Source organism: Enterococcus sp. DIV0421, from assembly GCF_051713745.1.
Lineage (GTDB): Bacteria > Bacillota > Bacilli > Lactobacillales > Enterococcaceae > Enterococcus_D > Enterococcus_D casseliflavus.
In genome coordinates this window covers 631,625-649,798 of the sequence record NZ_JBIOQM010000002.1, presented here as the reverse complement: position 1 = coordinate 649,798, position 18,174 = coordinate 631,625, and the positions used below count along the sequence as shown (strand labels likewise).

20 protein-coding genes are annotated in these 18,174 nt (G+C 42.9%); all 20 read right to left on the bottom strand.

The window, feature by feature from the left end; all coding sequences use genetic code 11:
- Positions 1 to 21: 21 nt before the first annotated feature.
- The 20 genes from liaX to IGI96_RS14060 all read right to left on the bottom strand — a co-directional run bounded on the left by liaX (position 22) and on the right by IGI96_RS14060 (position 18,098).
- Entirely contained in the window at positions 22 to 1,584 is a 1,563-nt protein-coding gene (gene liaX / locus IGI96_RS14155) for a daptomycin-sensing surface protein LiaX (RefSeq protein WP_074931614.1), read from the bottom strand.
- A 527-nt stretch (positions 1,585 to 2,111) separates the two neighbouring features.
- On the bottom strand, positions 2,112 to 2,789 hold the full coding sequence (gene phoU / locus IGI96_RS14150; protein ID WP_005225785.1) for a phosphate signaling complex protein PhoU: 678 nt from the start codon (positions 2,787 to 2,789) through the stop codon (positions 2,112 to 2,114).
- An 11-nt stretch (positions 2,790 to 2,800) separates the two neighbouring features.
- A complete protein-coding gene (gene pstB / locus IGI96_RS14145) occupies positions 2,801 to 3,559 on the bottom strand; it encodes a phosphate ABC transporter ATP-binding protein PstB (RefSeq protein ID WP_005235379.1) in 759 nt (252 codons plus the stop codon).
- Between the two features lie 31 nt (positions 3,560 to 3,590).
- Positions 3,591 to 4,397, bottom strand: a complete 807-nt coding sequence (gene pstB / locus IGI96_RS14140) for a phosphate ABC transporter ATP-binding protein PstB (protein WP_005225783.1) — start codon at positions 4,395 to 4,397, stop codon at positions 3,591 to 3,593.
- A 13-nt stretch (positions 4,398 to 4,410) separates the two neighbouring features.
- Positions 4,411 to 5,295: a phosphate ABC transporter permease PstA gene (gene pstA / locus IGI96_RS14135; RefSeq protein WP_438785230.1), complete on the bottom strand. Its 885-nt coding sequence runs from the start codon at positions 5,293 to 5,295 to the stop codon at positions 4,411 to 4,413.
- Positions 5,295 to 6,215: a phosphate ABC transporter permease subunit PstC gene (gene pstC / locus IGI96_RS14130; protein ID WP_005225781.1), complete on the bottom strand. Its 921-nt coding sequence runs from the start codon at positions 6,213 to 6,215 to the stop codon at positions 5,295 to 5,297. Before pstC ends, pstA begins: the two co-directional genes overlap by 1 nt.
- 97 nt (positions 6,216 to 6,312) lie before the next feature.
- The gene (locus IGI96_RS14125; protein WP_010748000.1) at positions 6,313 to 7,167 is read right to left on the bottom strand and encodes a phosphate ABC transporter substrate-binding protein PstS; all 855 of its coding nucleotides are present in this window, start codon (positions 7,165 to 7,167) and stop codon (positions 6,313 to 6,315) included.
- 401 nt (positions 7,168 to 7,568) lie between these two features.
- Positions 7,569 to 8,300, bottom strand: a complete 732-nt coding sequence (locus IGI96_RS14120; RefSeq protein WP_176323966.1) for an alpha/beta hydrolase — start codon at positions 8,298 to 8,300, stop codon at positions 7,569 to 7,571.
- A gap of 95 nt (positions 8,301 to 8,395) precedes the next feature.
- Positions 8,396 to 10,069 carry a DNA repair protein RecN gene (gene recN / locus IGI96_RS14115; RefSeq protein ID WP_016610293.1) on the bottom strand — a complete coding sequence of 558 codons (1,674 nt, stop codon included), beginning with the start codon at positions 10,067 to 10,069 and terminating at the stop codon, positions 8,396 to 8,398.
- A 15-nt stretch (positions 10,070 to 10,084) separates the two neighbouring features.
- Complete coding sequence (gene argR, locus IGI96_RS14110) at positions 10,085 to 10,534, bottom strand: arginine repressor (protein WP_005225777.1); 450 nt, start codon at positions 10,532 to 10,534, stop codon at positions 10,085 to 10,087.
- A gap of 97 nt (positions 10,535 to 10,631) precedes the next feature.
- Positions 10,632 to 11,453, bottom strand: a complete 822-nt coding sequence (locus IGI96_RS14105; RefSeq protein ID WP_005225776.1) for a TlyA family RNA methyltransferase — start codon at positions 11,451 to 11,453, stop codon at positions 10,632 to 10,634.
- Positions 11,450 to 12,346, bottom strand: coding sequence for a polyprenyl synthetase family protein (locus tag IGI96_RS14100; protein ID WP_074535690.1), 897 nt, complete (start codon positions 12,344 to 12,346; stop codon positions 11,450 to 11,452). Before IGI96_RS14100 ends, IGI96_RS14105 begins: the two co-directional genes overlap by 4 nt.
- Positions 12,343 to 12,564: an exodeoxyribonuclease VII small subunit gene (locus IGI96_RS14095; protein ID WP_086338350.1), complete on the bottom strand. Its 222-nt coding sequence runs from the start codon at positions 12,562 to 12,564 to the stop codon at positions 12,343 to 12,345. Before IGI96_RS14095 ends, IGI96_RS14100 begins: the two co-directional genes overlap by 4 nt.
- Positions 12,545 to 13,897: an exodeoxyribonuclease VII large subunit gene (xseA, locus tag IGI96_RS14090; protein ID WP_010747995.1), complete on the bottom strand. Its 1,353-nt coding sequence runs from the start codon at positions 13,895 to 13,897 to the stop codon at positions 12,545 to 12,547. The genes IGI96_RS14095 and xseA overlap by 20 nt, the downstream gene beginning before the upstream one ends.
- Complete coding sequence (locus tag IGI96_RS14085) at positions 13,898 to 14,749, bottom strand: bifunctional methylenetetrahydrofolate dehydrogenase/methenyltetrahydrofolate cyclohydrolase (RefSeq protein WP_086292168.1); 852 nt, start codon at positions 14,747 to 14,749, stop codon at positions 13,898 to 13,900.
- A gap of 294 nt (positions 14,750 to 15,043) precedes the next feature.
- A complete protein-coding gene (nusB, locus tag IGI96_RS14080; protein WP_081116530.1) occupies positions 15,044 to 15,508 on the bottom strand; it encodes a transcription antitermination factor NusB in 465 nt (154 codons plus the stop codon).
- Complete coding sequence (locus IGI96_RS14075; protein ID WP_005225770.1) at positions 15,501 to 15,926, bottom strand: Asp23/Gls24 family envelope stress response protein; 426 nt, start codon at positions 15,924 to 15,926, stop codon at positions 15,501 to 15,503. Before IGI96_RS14075 ends, nusB begins: the two co-directional genes overlap by 8 nt.
- Positions 15,927 to 16,135: 209 nt before the next feature.
- A complete protein-coding gene (locus IGI96_RS14070; protein WP_086338352.1) occupies positions 16,136 to 17,200 on the bottom strand; it encodes a M24 family metallopeptidase in 1,065 nt (354 codons plus the stop codon).
- A gap of 218 nt (positions 17,201 to 17,418) precedes the next feature.
- On the bottom strand, positions 17,419 to 17,658 hold the full coding sequence (locus tag IGI96_RS14065) for a GlsB/YeaQ/YmgE family stress response membrane protein (RefSeq protein WP_005225767.1): 240 nt from the start codon (positions 17,656 to 17,658) through the stop codon (positions 17,419 to 17,421).
- Positions 17,659 to 17,732: 74 nt separating this feature from the next.
- Entirely contained in the window at positions 17,733 to 18,098 is a 366-nt protein-coding gene (locus IGI96_RS14060) for a DUF956 family protein (protein ID WP_005225766.1), read from the bottom strand.
- Positions 18,099 to 18,174 lie beyond the last annotated feature (76 nt).

Here is an 18,174-nt window from a genome sequence, read left to right as displayed (position 1 = left end):
TGAGTGTAAACCCAGCGATTCTTATTTGTCTGTATCTTTGATAAAGACATTTCCTGTTGTTGTGGATAGATCAATTTGAGCGACTTTATCGGCAACCCGACGGAATTGCAATAGTTGGTTTAGGCGTTCTTTTTTCTCACGCACAACTTCCATCTCGCTTAAACGATTGTTGATGCTACCTAAACTTGTTTTTGCGATCCCTTCAAAACCGATTCCTGTCGGTAATGCTACTTTGACATTCCCGTTTACAGAGCTGGCGTTTAATTTTTGGACCGTTTCTTCTTTGTAGGTCACACGGATATTGCCGTTAACTAAAGAAATACCGGTATTTTGTGGCGTTGCTGTCAACGTAACGTCGCCGTTCACCGTTTCGATAATGGCATCTAAAATCTCACCCTCTTGAACAGTGATCGTTCCATTCACGCCTTCAATCTCTAACATCGATGCGTTTACTTTGCGGAAATCGATATTGCCGTTTGTTGATTTTGTATAGACATCTTTCGCATCCAATTCATTGAATGTAACATTGCCGTTCAACAATTTCACTGCCACATGATCATAGGTACGTTTTGGCAAGTAGAAAACGAGATCGGCACGAATGCGTTTGTTGGGAATTTGGAAAGAGATGCGTTCATCATCGACATTGATTTGGCTTCTTGCTTCAAAAGCATCGAAAGGCTCCGCCGCATCCATTTTACCATATAGTTTGATTTTGGCATCTACTTTGACACCTGGTTCATCCCATAATTGGAAGGAAACATTGCCGTTTGCCAATTTCACATCGATCAATGTCGCTGCCGTTTCATCATAGCTGAATGTGTGCTCAAATTTTGTCGCTGCAACACCAGGAACTTTCAAGTTGATGTCTTTCCATTCCATGTTGTCATTGACTGACTCTGTCACTGCCCGAACCGTTTTCTTCAAGAAGTGTCCGAAGTGTGTGCTGGCATCGACCATTTTTTCACTTACTTGGTTAAAGGTGTCAGTCGCTTGCTCTTTCCAATCCTCTGGAATATCTAATTTTTGAGAAATTTTTTCTTTTGTTTGAGACCATTGGTCTTTGCGAATATTTTTTAATTTTGCTTCCAATTCTGCTTTTTCTTCAGATAAACCATCTAAGGTTTCTTCCAAGGCAGTAATGGTCGCTTCTGTTTCGTGACGCGTAGCCAATTCATCTTCTGACAATTGATCCAACTCTTCTTTGGTGTTCAATTGCATCAGTGTTTCTTGTGCTTCTTTTAATTCTTCTTTGACGCCAAGAATTTCAGCATTGATTTCGTCCAACTCAGCAGATGCTTGGTTGGCTTCCGTTGCTAAACCATCGAGAATCTTTTCAAGATTTTCTTTGTCTTGCGCTTCGTTTTGACGAAGTTTTTCTTCGCCGTCAAACGTGAACATCTCATCGTCGTTTTCAGTATCATCAAATGGGCTTGTCGCATTCTTATCCGCGGTTACCTCAGCAGCAGCTTTGTTAATTTGTTTTTCGTCTTTGGCTTTTGCCATACCTTCTAGTAAATCCAAGGCTTCTTCTGTAGAAAGCACACCTTTTTTTACTAGATCCAATATACGTTCTCTTTCGTTCATGGAAATTGCCTCCTTCAGCAAATGTGTGATTGCAAGTTTAGCTTACGAACCTATTATGCCTTGTTTTTGCAAAAGTGTCATAGGTCTTAAGTACCAAGTTTTTCTCAATCTGCAGATTGGCAAGCAAAACCGACACTTTTTCTTCATTACACTAGGCTCAAAACGACCTTCCTATTATTAACAGTACCACGAAAAACCAATAGAAACAAAAGTTTCAGCTAGTAGAAGGCTTAAGGAATAGGCCTGCTAGAGTAAATGAGTGATTGCTCCTTTCACTGCAGGTCGGCGACGAAAAGAATAGACGGCTCAACTAGTAAATTTCAGGGACGATAGAATCGATTTCCATTGGCCATCTTTACGGAGGAGCCATTTTCTAATTTGCCTATCCTATTTACGTCATCGATTGAAGCGATTCTTTCAAATCAAAAAGACCGCCGAGAGAAGTTACTCCTTAAAGGACAACTTCTTTCGACGGTCCGTCCCATCTCTTTTAAAAGAGATATGTGATCAAGAACCCAAGCTGTTTCTTAAATCATTTCCGTACGGTTTGTATTCAATTCACTGATTTTCCCAGTAGCAAGATACACGATCCATTCACAAATATTCGTTACGTAGTCACCGATTCGTTCCAAGTATTGAGCAACGGATAAATAATCGGTCCCGCTGACAACTGTTTCTGGATTTTCTTTCATACTCTCGATCGTTTTGTAATAAATGTCTTTGTAATATTCATTGACCCGATCGTCCATTTGAGCGATCATGCGGGCATCATCTTGATCAGTTTTTACATACGCCACTAAGACATTATCAACCATTTTTTTGACGTAATCCGACATATCTGAGATTTCTTTTTCGATTTCGGCAATCCGCGTTTCGCCTTTGACCCGAATCGTTGACTTCGCGATGGATACCGCATGGTCCCCCATCCGCTCCAAGTCAGAGCTTGCTTTCATTACAGTAATGATCATTCGTAGATCGGTCGTTACTGGTTGTTGCAAAGCAATCATCTCAAAGCTCTTTTTTTCTAAACGAACTTCCATATTGTTGATCGCCAAATCATTTTCAATTACTTCCTGCGCAATTTCTTTGTCATGTCTGACATATGCTCGCACAGATTTATGAATGGCACTGCTGACTAGCATCCCCATTTCATAAAATTGATTGTGTAAATTTAATAATTCTTCTTCAAATTGTGTACGCAACATCCCTTTTCCTCCTAACCAAATCTTCCTGAGATATAATCTTCTGTTTCTTTTTTGCTTGGACTTAGGAACACTTTTTTCGTGTCATTGAACTCGATCAAGTTACCGTCCAAAAAGAACGCGGTTTTATCTGAGATTCTTGAAGCTTGTGACATGTTGTGAGTCACGATGATCATGGTGTAGCGTTCTTTCAGTGCTAGAAGGGTATTCTCGATTTTCCCTGATGAAATGGGGTCTAACGCACTGGTTGGTTCATCCAGCAAAATGATTTCTGGATCGACAGCCAATACCCGAGCGATACAAACCCGCTGCTGTTGTCCACCTGATAAAGAAAGCGCACTTTGGTGAAGTTTGTCTTTGACATCTTCCCAGACAGAAGCTGCTTTCAGGCTTTCTTCTACCGTCTTATCAAGAATCGCCTTGTCCGTGACTCCTTTTAATTTTAACCCATAAATCACATTTTCGTAAATTGAAAAGGGAAAAGGATTCGGTTGTTGAAAAACCATCCCGATTTCTTTGCGCAAATCAACGATGTCTTGCTTTGGACTATAAATGTCTTTCCCTTTATAGACAACACTTCCTGTAATTGTCACACCAGGGATCAAATCATTCATTCGATTAAGAGAACGCAAGTAGGTCGATTTCCCACAACCTGAAGGTCCGATCATTGCTGTGATCTCGCCTTTTTTGATGGAAAGGTCGATTCCTTTTAATGCTTCTTTTTTTCCGTAGTATAAATGCAGATCTTTCGATGTAATAATTTCTTCTGCCATTGTTTTGCCTCCGTTTACTGATCGAATCGGCTCAGCCAAAATGACCGGATACGTAATCTTCTGTTGCTTTAATTTTTGGACGAGTAAATATCTTACGGGTCTCATCGTACTCGATCGCATTTCCTAAGTAGAAAAAGGCAGTATAATCGCTGATCCGAGCAGCTTGCTGCATATTATGGGTCACGATGATGATAGAATAGTCGTTTTTCAAGTTGATAAGAGTTTCTTCCACTGTCCCGGTCGAGATTGGATCAAGGGCACTAGCTGGTTCATCTAGAAGCAAAATATCTGGTTTCATCGCAATTGCTCGAGCAATACACAGACGTTGCTGCTGTCCACCGGACAATGCCAAAGCACTTTTGTCTAAGCTGTCCTTTACTTGATCCCAAAGTGCGGCTTGTTTCAAGCTGGTTTCGACTGCTTCATCCAATTTCTTTTTGTTTCTTTCTCCATGACGTCGCAAAGCAAAGGCGATGTTGTCATAGATCGATTTACTGAAAGGGTTTGGTCGTTGGAAAACCATGCCGATACGCTTGCGCATTTCGAAAACATCGACTTCTTTTGTATTGACGTCGACTCCTTTATACATGATGTTTCCTGTGACTCTCGTATTTGCGATCCCATCATTCATTCGATTCAAAGAACGCAGATACGTTGATTTACCGCAACCGGAAGGTCCGATCAATGCGGTGATTTTATTTTTTTCAAATTGTAGATCAATGCCTTTGATGGCTTCATTTGATCCATACCATACATGCAAGTCAGTGGTATAAAGCGCCACATCTTCTGGTTTATCGAAGGTAATGATATTTCGATCGTCCCAATTGTAATCGTTCATACTGTCATTCTCCTTATGCTGACGTCATTTTCTTGTACAACCGTTTGCCAGCTACACGGGCGCCAAAGTTAAATAGCAAGACGGCAATGATCAATACCGCCGAAGCCCCGGCTGAAACTTGAGCGCCATCAGGCATCGTACCTTCTGTATTGATTTTCCAAATATGGACTGCCAGCGTCTCCGCTTGTCGGAAAAGACCGATCGGGCTGGAAACACTCAATGGATTCCAGTTTGTAAAATCAAGGGCCGGTGCACTTTGTCCTGCAGTGTAGATCAGCGCTGCCGCTTCACCAAAAATCCGACCAGAACTTAGAATGACCCCAGTCAAAATCCCTGGTGTTGCTTCTGGGACAATGATGCGTGTGACAGTTTCCCAACGGGATAAGCCTAAAGACAAGCCCGCTTCACGCTGCGTATAATGAATCGCTTGTAGAGATTCTTCCACATTTCTAGTCAATAGTGGCAAATTGAAGAAAGTCAATGCCAAGGCACCTGAAATGATCGAAAAGCCATAACCAAACTGGATAACAAAGACCAAGAAACCAAAAAGACCGACAACCACAGAAGGCAGTGAACTCAAGATTTCGATCGATGTCCGAATGATATCCGTCAACCAGTTTTTCTTCGCATATTCTGATAAGTAGATCCCCGCTCCTAAAGAAATCGGAAAACTAATGATCATTGTCACTAAAAGCAAGTATAGGGAATTGAACAATTGGATGCCGATCCCGCCACCTTCTTGATACGCTTTTGAAGAAGAAGTCAGAAACTCCCAATTGATATGGGGAATACCACGTACCAAAATGTACAATAGTAAGGAAGCCAAAATCAAAACAATGACTCCAGCAACAGCATACAAGACGCCGGTAGCAATTTTATCTGAACGTTTTGCATTCATTATTTCAATGCTCCTTTCTTCCCAATAAAGCGAATGACAATGTTAAATAGTAAGGACATCAATAAGAGAATCAAGGCTAATGACCATAGAACGTTGTTTTGGACTGTTCCCATGATCGTATTCCCAATACCCATGGTTAAGATCGATGTCAATGTTGATGCAGGTGTCACTAAGCTCGTCGGCATCAATGCCGCATTACCGATAACCATTTGGATCGCCAATGCTTCCCCAAATGCGCGAGCCATTCCGAAAACAACCGCCGTTAAAATCCCAGGGACAGCTGCTCGTAAAACAACTTTATAGATCGTTTGCCAGCGTGTTGCCCCTAAAGCTAAGGATGCCTCACGGTAGTGCCGAGGGACTGCCCGTAACGCATCGACAGTCATCGTAGTCACTGTCGGCAAAATCATGATAAATAGGACAAAGGTCCCCGCCAAGATCCCAAACCCTGTACCGCCAAAAACAGAACGGACTGCTGGTACAATGACAGACAAACCGATAAAACCATAAACTACAGAAGGAATACCGACTAATAGTTCGATGACGGGCTGCAAAATCTTCTCTCCGTTACGAGGGGAGATCTCCACCATAAAGACTGCTGCACCGATCGCAAATGGTGTTGCGACGATCGCTGATAGGAAGGTTACGAAGAACGAACCAAGGATCATCGGTAAAGCACCTACTAATGGTTGTCCATCAGGACCAACAGCACTTGGATTCCATTGCGTACCAAACAAAAAGTCGAAAACATTGACTTTGTCTACAAAGAATGTCGCTAATCCACGGCTAGCAACGAAATAAAAAATGGAGATCACAACCAATACAATCAACGCAATACATAGAAAGCTAACCAGCTTTCCTCTTTGTTCCATTCTTGCGCGCTTGGATTTTTTTGTTAACACTTCTTTTACATTTTCCACGAGGGTTCCTCCTCAAAAATCAAACTAAACTCATAACCATTAGTTTATCGGTTCAACATCAATTTCTGTTAAAGCTTGTGTAAATTTTGTGTAAAGATTACTCGACGATGTTGCCTTCCCAATCTCTTTCCACCTGCATGATGGAAATTGGAATATAACCCAGATCCCCGACGATATGCTCTTGTACTTCATCAGAAAGCATATATTCGAGAAATTCAGCGGTCAATCCCGTTGGTTCTCCTTTTGTATACATATGCTCGTAAGCCCAAACTTTCCAATCATTGGTCGTTACATTTTCAATCGTTGGTTGAACCCCATCGATCGAAAGGACGTTGACTTCATCTGTCACATAAGAAAATGCAACATAACTGATGGCGCCTGGTGTATCTGAAACGATCGAACGGACCATCCCACTAGAATCTTGCTCTTGGGAAGGAATCGCTGTTTCACCATCCATGATCCATTTTTCAAACGTACTTCTCGTGCCGCTTCCAGTCGCCCGATTCAACAAAACGATGGGCAGATCATTTCCACCAACTTCACGCCAATTTGTAATATTTCCTAAGAAGATATTTTTTAAGTCCTCTGTTGAAATATCCGTGATCCCGACGCCTTTGTTGACGATCGGTGTGATACCCACCGTTGCCACTCGGTGGTCAACGAGTGCATCCGCATCGATCCCTGGCTTTTCTTCTGCAAACAAATCAGAATTCCCAATATCGACTGCGCCTGCTTGGACTTGACTTAACCCAGTGCCGCTCCCGCCTCCTTGGACATTGATAAATCGCCCAGGATTTGAGTTTTGAAATTCTTCCGCAACGGTTTCTACGAGTGGCTGCAAGGCAGAAGACCCGACTGCTGTGATCGATTCTCCTCGATCTGCCCAGCTTGCACATCCTGAGAGTAAAATAACCAATCCGATGATAGGACTTAGAAGTTTTAATTTTTTCATCATAACGCTCCTTGTACTTTCGAAAGTCATTGATTGTAAAAATCAATTATTTTCATTTTACCATTAGTTGAAATCAATGAAAATTATTATTTGCTTTTTTTTCTTAAGCTGAGTCTGATCCTTTATTTAAAACGCTTTTTTTCTTTTACAAAATAACTATTTTGTAAATAAAATGACAAGATTTCTTAATTAAATTACGTGCATCCAGAAGGTATGCTGTGCTATACTGTGAGAGGAAACGTATTTTAAAAAGAACATAATTATTAATCTTGCTTCCCCAATCAAGTACAATATGTTGTTATGTTCAGCGTTTTCACGATTTCATCAACATTTCCCCAAAATGTCTGTTGAATCGAAACGGCAGAAAGAAGCATTCCTATGCATCTTCTGCCGTCTTTTTTTTATTCTAATTCACTTAACCATGCCGCCATCTGCTCAATGATGGCTTCTTGCTGTGCTTCATTTGGTAGATCCGCTGCTGCTTCTCCTTTTTGTACCCCATAGGTACCAAAGCCAGCATGAATGCCGCCTTCGATCGTTTGGAACGTCGTAGTTTCTGGAAGGAGGCTGCGGGCAGCTTGCCAATTTTCCTGATTCACTACTTGGTCATGACTGCCTGAGAGTGACAACACAGCAATCGATTGATCAGCTAAGGATCCTTTTTCATCTGGGTAACTAGCAAAGAAAAAGACGCCTTTTAACTCGTTGTCGTTTTCAGCCAACTGATTCGCTGCAAAACGGCTTGCCATGACGCCACCTAATGAATGACCACCAATGACATAGGAGCTATGGGGAATTTCTTTCAAGACCTCTTCTGCACGATTGCCTGCTAAAACAGCCATGTTAAAGGGCATTTTAACGATCGCGACAGGATAGCCTTTTTCCGCTAAACCTGCTGCCCATACACTATAGCTTTCGGCATCGACAAGCGCACCAGGATAGAAAATAACCAAAGGCTTTTCTTCATCTCCAGCAAAATAGAGGACATTTCCCTCCTCATCTGCCTCTTTCGCAGCTGTAACTGCAGCATCCACTGCTGGGTAATGCAGTTGTTGCCAACCGACCCAACCGGCAATAATTAAAATAACAACGGTGATCAATACACCGATCAAGACTTTTGTTCTTTTTCTCATCATGTCCTCCTGCAAAAAAGAAGATCAGGAAAGGATGGCAGACGAAACTTGCGGGTCCATCATCTCCTGAATCTTTCTATAAGTGTTTCCAATTTTTATCGGTGAGCCAGCGCCAATAGTTCTCGTGCATGTTCGATTGTTAAATCGGTGATTTCTGCACCTGAGAGCATACGGGCGATCTCAGCCACTCGTTCTTCTTCTGATAATTTACGGACATGGGTTTCTGTCCGACCTTCTTGAATTGCTTTTTCGATAAAATATTGATTGTCCGCCACAGCCGCTACTTGCGGCAAGTGGGTGATACACAAGACTTGCGAATTCGCAGCGATCTTGGCGATTTTTTCGGCGATCGCCTGGGCTACTCGGCCACTGACCCCAGTATCCACCTCATCAAAGACAATACTAGTGATTCCTTGCTTGCGGGAGAAAATCGATTTAAGCGCTAATAAGATTCGGGAAAGCTCTCCTCCAGAAGCAACTCGCACTAACGGTTTCATGCCTTCACCGGGGTTGGTGGTCAAATAAAACTCCACGGTATCAAAGCCGCTGCTGCTTAATTGTTTTGAGCCAGATGCAAACCGTACTTCAAATTGCGCGTGCTCCATATACAGCTCTTTTAACTCTTGAACGATTTCTTTTTCTAAACGATGAGCCAATTCACGTCGTTTGACGTGCAAGGCTTCCGCCAGCTGCCAAACTGCTTCAGCTTTTTGGGCAAGCTCTTCTTCTAATTGCTCCAACTGACCTTCCGTATAGGCTGATTCGCTGATTTCTTTGCTGATCTCGTCATAATAAGCAAGAATCACAGGAATTGACTCCCCGTATTTGCGCTTCAATTGACGAATCGTTTCCAGCCGTGAAATGACTTCTTCCAGTCGGCCTTCATCTAATTCAAGGTTGTCGACTTGCCGCGAAATATCAGTGGCTGCATCTTGCAACAAGTAATACGCACTTTGGATCGCTTCACTGATTTTTTCATACGCAGGATCAAGATGGGCGATCGACTGGATCTCTGATAATGCCACACTGACTCCATCTAGGCTATTAACTTCTTCGGCGGATAGAGCGCCATAGCTTTGCCCTAGAGCATCCACGATTTTTTGATAATTGGTCAGTTTTTCTCGTTCATCGATCAGCTGCTCTTCTTCATTTTCCATCAATTCCGCTTGGGCGATCTCTTCTTGTTGAAAACGCAGCATGTCCATTCGCTGCACATAGAGCTGTTCATTTTCTTGAATGGTCCGCACATGTTTTTCTAAGGAGCGATAGGCTTGATAGGCTTGACGGTAACTTGCAAGTTCCGCTTTAAAGGCATCATCTCCAAAACCATCCATCAACGCCAAATGTTTTTCTGGCTGCAGCAGCTCTTGATGCTCATTTTGTCCTTGGATATCAACTAAAAACAAGCCGATTTGGCGCAAAACCGACAAGGTAACAGTTCGACCATTTACACGACAAATAGTTTTACCCGATTGAGAGATATCCCGTTGTACGATCAGAACTTCCTCTTCATCAATACCCAGATCTGCGGTCAGCTCTTTGAACTCCTGCTGATTCGGCCATTCAAAAATCCCTTCCAAACGGCATTTTTCTGCGCCTTGACGCAAATAGTCACTGGATCCTCTGCCACCTGCTAGTAAGCCCATCGCATCGATAATGATTGATTTCCCAGCACCTGTTTCACCTGTTAGAGCCGTCATCCCCTCATGAAAAGACAGGTGCAAGTTGGAGATAATCGCAAAATTTTGGATCGACAATTCTAAAAGCATCCCTTGCCTCCTCTTTTATACGTAACGTTGGAAATCCTTGAATAGGTTCTCGGTATCTGCTTCTGTTCTAGTGATCATCAAGACGTTGTCATCATCGTTTAGCGTGCCAAATAACTCTTTGGCATAACGCTTATCGATCAAATTCGCCAAAGCCGAAGCATTGCCAGGCAGTGTGCGCAGGATCACAAATTTGTCCATTCGATCGACAGAAACAAACGCCGTTTTTAGGATTTTATCTAGTTTACCACTCACGTCTTCCGTTGTCTCTTGTGGAATACTATAGCGATAGCCGCCTTTTTGGGAAGGAACTTTCACTAACTTCAATTCCTTGATATCCCTTGATATGGTTGCTTGTGTGACTGAGACGCCGCGATCTTTTAACAACTCGACAAAATCTTCTTGTTTCTGAATATCTTGTTCACTTAACAATCGTGTAATCAAGCGATGCCGTTCTTTTTTTCTCATCTCTTGTTCCTCCTGAATGAATTCCTACTAATTTTATCCTATTTTGCGCAAGAAAGAAAGAGAGCCGACAAGTAAAATGTCCACTCTCTTCCATTCTTTATTTTGGTTGATGAAAGGTCTCATGTGCTGATGCAACAACTTTCGGGATGTCGATCCCTGCTGCGGTGCCTTCTTGCAGGCTTTTCTTTAAATGTACGATAAACTCGATATTCCCTTCGCCACCAGTGATTGGTGAAAAACTTAGGTTTAATACATCGAATTTTGTTTTCTTAGCGAATGCCAGTACTTCCTCCAACACTCGTTCATGGGTTTTGGGGTCACGAACGATCCCATTTTTTCCGACCGCTTCTTTGCCCGCTTCAAATTGTGGTTTGATCAGCGCCATCACTTCGCCATCCGCTACCAAAATATCATAAAGGGGAGGTAAGATCAGTTTAAGTGAAATAAAAGAAACATCGATCGTAGCAGCTTCAGGAAGACCATCCAGGAAGTCTGTTGGTTTTGCATAACGGAAGTTGACCCGTTCCATTACAATCACTCGCTCATCTTGCCGCAGCTTCCATGCCAACTGATTGTAACCGACATCCAGTGCATAGCTTTTTTTGGCGCCATTTTGCAGCGCCGCATCAGTAAAGCCACCGGTGGAAGCGCCGATATCTAACATGATTTTATCGGTTACGTCAAAATCAAAAACTTTGAGTGCTTTTTCTAACTTGAGACCACCACGAGAAACATAAGGCAGCTTCTTCCCTTTGATCTGCAGCAGTGTATCTGCGGCAATTTTTTCTCCAGGCTTATCTAGTCGCTCATTGTTTTTTTCTTTGTACACCAATCCAGCCATCACTCCTCGTTTGGCTTGCTCGCGGGTCTCAAAGAGGCCTTGCTGGACAGCTAAAACATCTACTCGTTCTTTCTTCATGCGTTCCCTCGAATCTCAAATCGTTCCACAAATGCCAATAAAACATCCGGCGTAAATTGACCGTATCGGCTTAACTGTGCCAGAATTTCTTTGGCTTTGCTCAATTCTTCAGTCAAGGCTTGCTGCGCGCCTGCTAAGCCAAGTAAAGCAGGATAGGTACTTTTCGCCAACTCGTCATCTCGGCGGACAACTTTGCCTAGCTCTTCGGTCGTACTAGTGGCATCTAACAGATCGTCGCGAATTTGAAAGGCTAACCCAATATGCTGGGCAAAGCGATCCAATTCATGCAGAACCTCTTCCGTCTGGTCGGCTAAGACACCACCAGCAATCACCGCAAAGCGGATCAATTCTCCAGTCTTTCGTTCATGGATTGACATGAGCTCCTCAAGACGAAGGGCTTGGTTCTCCCCTTGAATATCAGCTGCTTGGCCGGCGACCATCCCTTGCGTGCCCGCTGCTTTACTCAACTGCTGCAGCAGCAAGACTTTTTGATTGGCTTCGATTTCCGCCATAGCGACCAATTGAAACGCAGCCGTCAAAAGACCATCTCCAGCTAAAATCGCTAAAGCTTCACCAAAAACCTTATGGTTGGTGGGTTTGCCTCGACGCAGATCATCGTTGTCCATTGCTGGCAGATCATCATGGATCAGCGAATACGTATGCACCATTTCTAGGGCTGCTGCACACTGGTACACCGCGGTATTGATGGGTTTGTGAAAAGCGGCGACTGTTGCTGCCAATAAAAGCGGGCGAATGCGTTTGCCGCCAGCTTGGATCGAATACTGCATGCTTTCAAATAGTCGTTGATCAGAAGTGTGTTCTTTGACAAAACGTTCCATAACTTCTTCGATCAATGGGGCGTGTTCTTTCGTAAATTCCTTCAAAGCACTCATTGGCTTTCCTCTTCAAAGGGGACTTCTTCATTGGATTCAGTCATCATTTTTGTTAAGGATTTTTCCGCTTTACTCAAGGTGTCCTTGCATTGCTTGCTCAAAACCATGCCTTTTTGAAAAGCATCTAACGCTTCTTCCAATGGAACATCACCTTGTTCCAAACGGGTTACGATTTTTTCTAATTCTTGTAATGATTCTTCAAATGTTGGATTTGCCATGATTAACTCCTTCTGTACTAATAACTTCGACCAGCGCTTGGCCATCTTGGTAATGGATCGTCAGCTGATCTTCTGGCTCGATCGCATCAATCGATTTGATCACCTGCTCATTTTTCGTGGTATAGCTGTAGCCGCGTCCCATGATTTTTAGTGGGCTTAACAAATCAAGGGATTGGACTGCATTTGCAAATTGATTTTCTTTTGCCGCATAAATATCTTTCATGGCTTTCGTTAAGCGTTGAGAAAGATAGCTGACCTCTTGATTGCTGGCTTGTAATCGCGCTTTTGGTTGTTGCTGGGCCAACCGTGAAATCAATTGCTGTGCCTGGCGATCCTTGTCATAAAGCAAGGTTTGCAAGCCTTGCTGCATCCGCTGCTGCAACTGATCGAGTTTGATCGACTGTGCCTCATACAAGCGCTCTGGTTGTCGAAAAACATACGATCCAATCACTCGCTGATAGCGTTCTTGTTTGTACTGGATCTGGTGCATAAATGCTTGCTCTAATCGGGCTTGTCTTTCTTCGATCCGCAAAATCTCCTCCGACAGCACTGGCACCGCTAATTCGGCAGCGGCGGTCGGAGTTGCCGCCCGCACATCCGCCACTAAATCGGCAATCGTCGTATCGGTTTCATGCCCCACTGAAGAAATAATGGGGGTTTTTGCATCAAAAATGGCTCTTGCCACTCGTTCTTCATTGAAAGGCCAGAGGTCCTCGATCGATCCACCCCCACGTCCGATGATCATAGTATCAAAGGTCCCATCGGCTTCGACTCGTTGGATATTTTTCACCACATCATCCGCAGCTTTATTGCCTTGTACCACGGTTGGATACAAAACGATCTGAGCAATGGGATAACGCCGCTGTGTCGTCGTGATGATATCTCTGATCACCGCTCCACTAGGACTGGTCAAAACCGCGATGCGTTTCGGGTATTTCGGCAAGGACTGCTTCGGTGCAGAAAATAAACCTTCTGCTGCCAATTTCTGCTTTAATTGTTCATAGGCTTGATAAAGAGCGCCGACACCGTCTGGTTCCATATGATCGATCACCATCTGGTAATTTCCGCTTGCCTCATACAGAGTGATACGCCCAACCGCCATGACTTTCATGCCCTCTTCTGGTTGAAAGCGCAGCTTGTCAAAAGCGCCTTTGAACATGACGGTCGAAATCTTTGCACCATCATCCTTCAAACTAAAGTATTGGTGATTGGGGCGACGACGAAAATTGGAGATCTCCCCCGTCAAATAAACCCGCTCTAGATACGGATCGACGTCAAACTTACGCTTGATATATTTTGTTAATGCGGTTACCGTTAAATATTCTTGCGCCATTTAGTTTTTCATTGTCTCCTTTGCTGCCTCGATCGTTTGGGCCATCAACATCGTGATCGTCATTGGACCTACACCTCTAGGTACCGGTGTGATATAGCTAGCGATCGGTTCGACTTCATCAAATTTCACATCGCCGATCAACTTGCCGTTGGCATCACGATTCATCCCAACATCAATCACCACAGCCCCTTCTTTTACGAAGTCTTTTGTGACAAAATGACCGCGGCCGATAGCCACGACTAAAATGTCCGCTTGTTTTGCCAACTCGGGCAGATTTTTGGTTTTTGAATGAGCAATAGTCACGGTGGCATTTGCCCCCAAGAGCAAGTGCGCCATTGGTTTTCCGACAATGTTGCTGCGACCGATCACTAAGGCATTTTTCCCTTCCAATTCGATCCCATACGCAGCAAACATTTTCATAATGCCATAAGGGGTACAAGGAATTCGGTCAGGTACACCTGCGAATAATTTTCCTAAATTGATTGGATGAAAGCCGTCGACATCTTTTTCTGGTTTGATGGCTAACAGTACTTTTTCTTCATTGATATGTTTTGGCAAAGGAAGTTGAACCAAAATTCCATGAAAGGCATCATCGTTATTGAACTGCTCGATTTCTGCTAATAATTCTGCCTCAGTAATGGATTCAGGGTAGCGGGCAACACGGGAATTGATGCCGATTTTCGCCGCAGCTAGTTCTTTATTTTTCACATAAGTCTGACTCGCTTTGTCTTCTCCAACAAGCAAAACAACTAATCCCGGTGTCACACCCTGATCTTTTAGTGTTGCTGTCTCTGAAAGAAACGCTGCTTGCATTTTTTCAGCCAATTCTTTTCCATTGATTAATGTACCCATTCTGACAACTCCTCCAACCTGATTATACTGACTTATTTTGTAAAAAGAAACGCACCAATCGTTTGTCGATATGCTTCTTCATGTTTTCTATCATAGCATTTTCTGAAAAGAAAAACACCGTCTAAGGCTCCCTTTTTTCGGAAAAAACGAGGGTAAACCGACAAAGTGCGTGCAAAAAAAACCGAACGATCAAGCAGGACCGTCAAAACAAGGCGGTTGCTCATAAATCGTTCGGTTTCTGACTCGATCGAAAAAAAGCTGATCTCTTTTGATCGATCGTGTTAGGGCTGAAAATTACTCACTTACTTGGTTGGTTTTTGTTTCTAGCTCTTGATTGACTGTCGATAAAATACCGTTGACAAACTTTCTGGACTGATCGTCACTAAAGGTTTTCGCTAATTCGATCGCTTCATTCAAAGCCACACGATTCGGCACATTATCCACATAGATCATTTCATACAAAGCAATTCGTAAAATCGTCACGTCCATTTTTGATAAACGCTGGATTTTCCAACCAGCTTTTAAATGACTTTGAATGACCTCATCCAAGGCTTCTTTGTAATGACAGACACCTGCCACTAATTGATCTAAATAAACAGGCACAAAATGCTCTTGTTCTTCATCGATCAATTCATGGTGTTCCAACTCGATGGCATGCATGATGGCATCTTGTTTCGTTAAATCTTTATTAAAGTCTAGTGGAAATAAAGCTTGTAACGCCATTTTCCGTATTTCATGCCGTGATAATTCTTTACTCATTTTCTTCCTCGTCGTTTCCAAATAATTCTTCGATGTCTGGTAAATCTACTTTTTCTGGCACGACTGCCACAACATGAACATTTACTTCAGCCAGTTGTACATCTGTCATAAATAAGACTTGCTGTTTGACCCGTTCTTGGATCTCCATTGCCACTTTAGGCACTGACATCCCATAAGTGATATAGCAGTAGATGTCCACTTTGATCCCTGTTTCATCGATCGTTAAGTAGACCCCTTTGCCATGAGCTGCGCGACCTAATAATTCAGTGACACTGTTTGCCAGTGTTCCTCGCATCCCATAGACACCTTCCACTTTAGAAGCAGCGATCCCAATAATGATCTCGATCACTTCTGGTGCGATGACGATCTCGCCTAATTCAGGACTTGCATTTAATACAAGGTTTTTATCTTCATTCATACGTTTTTGCCTCCATTCTAAACAGCTGTACCGTATTGTTTGTAAAAAAACCGCTCGTTTTTTCCGTTTGAAGCAAACCAACGCTTGATTCAATCAATAACATCCATGGCACAGTGTTTCTTCTCGCTCTAAGTTTATCATTTTCTGCACTGAGAATCTATAATAACCCACTATTCTCAATGAATTTTCTGAAAAACAAGGTCGATGAATCAGAGAATGATCAATTCTTTCGGTGAATGTGTCAACACTTTATTACCAGTTTCGGTGATCAAAAGATCATCTTCGATACGAACGCCGCCAATTCCTGGAAAATAGATCCCTGGTTCATCTGTAATGACGTTTCCGACAACAAATGCTTTATCAGCGCGGAAGGATACATTTGGTCCTTCGTGGATCTCCAAACCAATCCCATGACCTGTTGAATGACCAAAGGCATCTCCGTAGCCAAAGGAAGCAATGTGATCCCGAGCGATCGCATCTAGTTCAATTCCGGTCATTCCAGGTTTTGCTGCGGCCAAGACTTTTTCTTGCGCTTCAAGTACGATTTGATAGATTTCCTTCAATTTATCGCCAGGATCTCCTACTGCAAAGGTTCTAGTCATATCAGACACATAGCCTTGATAGTAACAGCCAAAGTCTAACGTGATCAGATCGCCTTGTTCGATCACTTTTTCACTGGCAACCCCATGGGGCATTGCTGAACGCAACCCACTAGCAACGATCGTTTCAAAAGATACGCTTGTGGCACCTAATGAACGCATAAAGAAATCTAACTGATTCGCCACTTCGATTTCTGTCATTCCTGGGCGGACCATTTTCAAAATATGTTCGAATCCTTGATCGGCGATATGGCAAGCTTGTTGGATCAATGCGATCTCTTCCTCATCTTTGACTTCCCGCAAAGCCTCGATCATCCCCGATACAGGGGCAAGGGATGATTCCTCGATCAAGTCTTCTAAGACGGAGTATTCAGCAAAGCTGACGAAACTTTCTTCAAATGCTAAGACATTGATTTCTTCCTTTTGGCAGATGGTTGCAACTTCTTCAAAAATCGGTCCGCTATTTTTTACGATCTCAAAACCTTGAGCTTGGGCAGCTGCTTGCTCTGTATATCGGAAATCTGTTACAAAAAAAGCTTTGTCCAACGTAATGACTGCTAAACCAGTTGTCCCAGTAAAGTTTGTCAAGTAACGCAAATTGTATGGGCTGGTGATCAAGAACCCATCAATCGAATCTTTTCTCATTGCTTCACGTAATTTTTCAACTCTTAACATGTATCGTTCCCTACTTTCTTGTTCTATACGATAGTATTATAACAAACTTCCAGAAAAAGCGGAAAGCAAGCGAAAAGTTTTCTAAAAAATCAAACAATATGAATAAACGATAGAGCACTTTAAAAAAACTGCCGTGTGATCTTTCGTTGTTCTCTTCTAAATGATGGCTTCCGTGCACAAAAAAAAGCAATTCAATAAATGAATTGCTTTTTTGATAATTATCTTTTACGTCCCAAAAAGAACGATACGACTGCCACGAAAATGACCGCACCGATAATCGCTGGCACGATGGCCATTCCTGCTACTTGCGGTCCCCAAGTGCCAAAAAGGCCTTGACCAATCGATGCGCCTACAAGTCCCGCAACGATATCAAAAATACAACCGCGTTTTTCGCCTGCAATGGCACCACCGATTGAACCGATGACCGCTCCTACGATCAATGTCCATAAAAAGTGCATACTAACCCCTCCTAAACTTTCTTATAAAAAGGGTACCATATTGAGAATCAATTGGAAAAATATATGCTCTTTTGTTATTTTCTGCGAGTGAAGGCTCGTTTCAATACATCAAAAAAGCCTAATGAATGCACCATATGGTCTGGATCGACGTATTCACGAATCGCTCGCAAGACTTTTTTTGGTTCTTTTGAGGAGAAGGTATACGTGCCATTCTTTTTGGTGCGGATCGCATAGCGTGGTATCCAACGGCCTTTGAACATGACCGAAGCGATCACATAGTCGACATCTTCCCATGGGATCTGAATAAACTTGCGTTTGTCACGGTCATTGTAAAACTCAAAGGCTTTATCGCCGATCATGATTTTGCCGTACTCATTGATCCCTAAAAAAGACGTAGCATCGATCGTCAAATCCACTTTTGTATTAAGAGATTGTACCATTTGCGCTTACTCCATTCTATATCGTCTTATTATCTTATTATACGTGTTTGCAGCAGGTTTGGCGAATAAATAAAAA